The organism is Micromonospora sp. 4G55 (assembly GCF_016803375.1).
Genome location: NZ_JAEVHN010000652.1, coordinates 1 through 3,395, shown reverse-complemented (window position 1 = coordinate 3,395; position 3,395 = coordinate 1). Strand labels below are relative to the sequence as shown.

The following is a 3,395-nucleotide window of genomic DNA, read 5'->3' as shown; positions in this document are numbered from 1 at the left end:
ACCGCCCCCGCCGCCGCCGCGCCCGCCGCCACCACCGCCACCACCAGCGGTTTCGCCGCGGGCGACCACTGTCTCGGCGAATGCTCGGACATCCTGCCGCCTGGGCAGAACGGCAACGCCACCCTCGTCGAGGTGCTCGCCAACCAGGCCCTCGGCACCCTGCCCCGGCACGCCGGTGACCAGCTCGGCCGGTACGCCGACCTGGTCTACGGCTACGCGGGGCTGCGCGAGGACCAGCTCGGCGCGTTCTTCAACGACGCGGGCTTCGGGGTGCCAGCCGACCAGGTCGAGCGCAGCTACTCGCCGCGCGCCGACGTGACCATCGTGCGGGACCGGGCGACCGGCGTCCCGCACGTCACCGGCAGCACCCGCGGCGGCACCATGTTCGGAGCCGGCTACGCCGGCGCCGAGGACCGACTGTTCACCATCGACCTGCTGCGCCACGTCGGGCGGGGCACGCTCACCCCGTTCGCCGGAGGCGCGCCCGGCAACCGGGCGCTGGAGCAGAGCGTCTGGCGCAACTCGCCGTACACCGAGGCGGACCTGGCGGCACAGGTGGAGGCGCTGCGGCGCAAGGGCCCGCGGGGCGAGCAGCTCCACGCCGACGTGCAGGAGTACATCGCCGGCATCAACGCCTACATCGGGCACTGCATGGCGCACCGCAACTGCCCCGGCGAGTACGTGCTCACCGGGCACCTGGACGCGGTCACCAACGCCGGCGGGCCCGAGCCGTTCCGGATGACCGACCTGATCGCCATCGCGGGCGTGGTGGGCGGGCTGTTCGGCGGCGGGGGCGGCAACGAGATGCAGTCGGCGCTGGTCCGGCTGGCCGCCCGAGCCCGCTACGGCGTGGTCGAGGGTGACCGGGTCTGGACCGCCTTCCGCAGCCAGGAGAACCCGGAGACCGTGCTGACCCTGCACGACGGGCAGAGCTTCCCGTACGGTGGCGCCCCCGCGAACGCGGCCAGCGTGGTGCTGCCGGACGGCGACTCGGCCCGGGTGGAACCGGTCGGTCAGCGACGCCACCGGCGGGGCCACCGGCGCCGCCGCCGGCGGGCCGTCCGAGCTGGCCGCCGCGCTGTCCGGGCTGACCATCGGCCGGGCCAGCCGAGGCATGTCCAACGCGGCGGTGATCTCGGCCGAGCACTCCGCCACCGGCCACCCGATCGCCGTGTTCGGCCCGCAGACCGGCTACTTCTCCCCCCAGCTGCTGATGGTGCAGGAGTTGCAGGGGCCGGGGATCAGCGCGCGCGGCGCCGCCTTCGCCGGGCTCAACCTCTACGTGCTGCTGGGCCGGGGCCAGGACTACGCCTGGAGCGCCACCTCGTCGGCCCACGACACCACCGACACCTACGCGCTGCCGCTGTGCACGGTGGACGGCAGCGCACCCACCCTGGCCAGCAACCACTACCGCTACCGGGGTCGGTGCCAGCCGATGGAGGAGATCTCGCACGTCAACGCCTGGCGGCCCACCCTCGCCGACGGCACCGCCGCCGGGTCGTACCGGCTGGTCGCCCGGCGCACCGCGCTCGGCCTGGTCGCCTGGCGGGGCACCGTGGGCGGCCAGCCGCACGCCTTCACCCACCTGCGCTCCACCTACCGGCACGAGGCGGACTCGGCGATCGGCTTCCAGATGTTCAACGACCCGGCCGCGATGGGCGACGCCGCGGCGTTCCGCGAGTCGGCCGGCACCATCGGGTACGCGTTCAACTGGTTCTACGTGAACTCCACCGAGTCGGCGTACGCCAACTCGGGGCTCAACCCGGTGCGCGCGGCCGGGTCCGACCCGAACCTGCCGATGAAGGCCGATCCGGCGTACGAGTGGCGCGACTTCGACCCGGTCGCCAACACCGCCGCGTACCAGCCCCTGGCCGAGCATCCGTACTCGGTGGACCAGGACTACTACGTGAGCTGGAACAACAAGCAGGCCAAGGACTTCGGGGCCGCCGACGGCAACTTCAGCTTCGGCCCGGTGCAGCGGGCGAACCTGCTGGACCGGCCGATCCGGGCGGCGCTGGCGGACGGGCGCACCTTCGACCGGGCCACGCTGACCTCGCTGGTCGAGCGGGCCGGCCTCACCGACCTGCGCGGCGCCGAGGTGCTCGACGAGCTGATCCGGGTGCTGGAGAGCCAGCCGGTCACCGACGCCGACCTGGCCGCCGTGGTGGGCCAGCTCCGGGCCTGGCGCGCCGACGGCGCACTGCGGGTCGAGACGGCCCCCGGCAGCAAGGTGTACCGGCACGCGGACGCGATCCGGATCTTCGACGCCTGGTGGCCGCTGCTGGTCAACGGCCAGTTCAAGGCGCCCCTCGGCGCGGAGCTGTACCAGGCGCTGGTCAACGCCATGCAGATCAACGAGTCGCCGTCCGGACAGCAGCGCGGCGACGAGTCCACCCTGCCCACCTCGGCCAACGAGGCGCAGGGGCACAAGGGCTCGTCGTTCCAGTACGGCTGGTGGGGGTACGTCGACGCCGACCTGCGCGCGGTGCTGGGCGAACCGGCGCCCGGCGGATCGGACCGCCGGTACTGCGGGGGCGGCGACCTCGCCGCCTGCCGGCAGATCCTGCTGGACACGCTGCGCAGCGCCGCCGCCCGACCGGCGACCGAGGTCTATCCCGGCGACGCGACCTGCGCGGCCGGCGACCAGTGGTGCGCCGACGCCATCATGCAGTCCCCGCTGGGCGGGCTGAAGCAGCCCGTCGTCGCCTGGCAGAACCGGCCGACCTATCAGCAGGTGGTGTCATTCCCGGCCCGCCGCGGCGACGACCTGACCAACCTGGCCGCCGGCCGCCCCGTCACCGCCTCCAGCAGCCAACTCTTCCTCCCGGCCAGCCGGGCGGTGGACGGCGATCCGGGCACCCGGTGGTCGAGCGGCTGGTCGGACAACCAGTCGATCACCGTGGACCTCGGTGCGGTCCGGCCGGTGGCCCGCGCGGTGCTGCGCTGGGAGGCGGCGCACGCCCGGTCGTACCGGATCGACGTCTCCACCGACGGCGCCACCTGGCGGACGGTCTGGTCCACCACCGCCGGGGACGGCGGCACCGACAACGACCGGTTCGCCGCGACCGGCGCCCGCTACGTGCGGATGGTCGGGCTGACCCGGGCCACCTCCTACGGCTTCTCGCTCTGGGAACTGGAGGTGTACCCGCACTGAGCCGGCCGGCTCACCAGACCATCCGCAGCGCCAGCAGCACAATCAGAGCGCTGGCCAGCAGCGCGGTGACCAGCCGGCCACGGTCGGAGGCGAGCAGCCGGCCGAGCAGCGAGCCGCCGCCGGCCACCAGCAGCTGCCAGCTCGCCGAGGCGGCGAACGCCGCGGCCACGAAGGCCACCTGGCCGGCGGGCGTCCACCCACCGGACGCCTGCCGGCCGATCACCAGGGCCACGAAGTAGAC

2 pseudogenes are annotated in these 3,395 nt (G+C 74.1%); one reads left to right on the top strand and one right to left on the bottom strand.

What is annotated here, in order from left to right:
- Window positions 1-3,154, top strand: a pseudogene (locus JNW89_RS31725) (penicillin acylase family protein); the annotation flags it as partial.
- Between the two features lie 10 nt (window positions 3,155-3,164).
- On the opposite strand, the pseudogene JNW89_RS31720 reads toward JNW89_RS31725, so the two are convergent.
- Window positions 3,165-3,395: pseudogene (locus JNW89_RS31720) on the bottom strand (lysine transporter LysE); the annotation flags it as partial.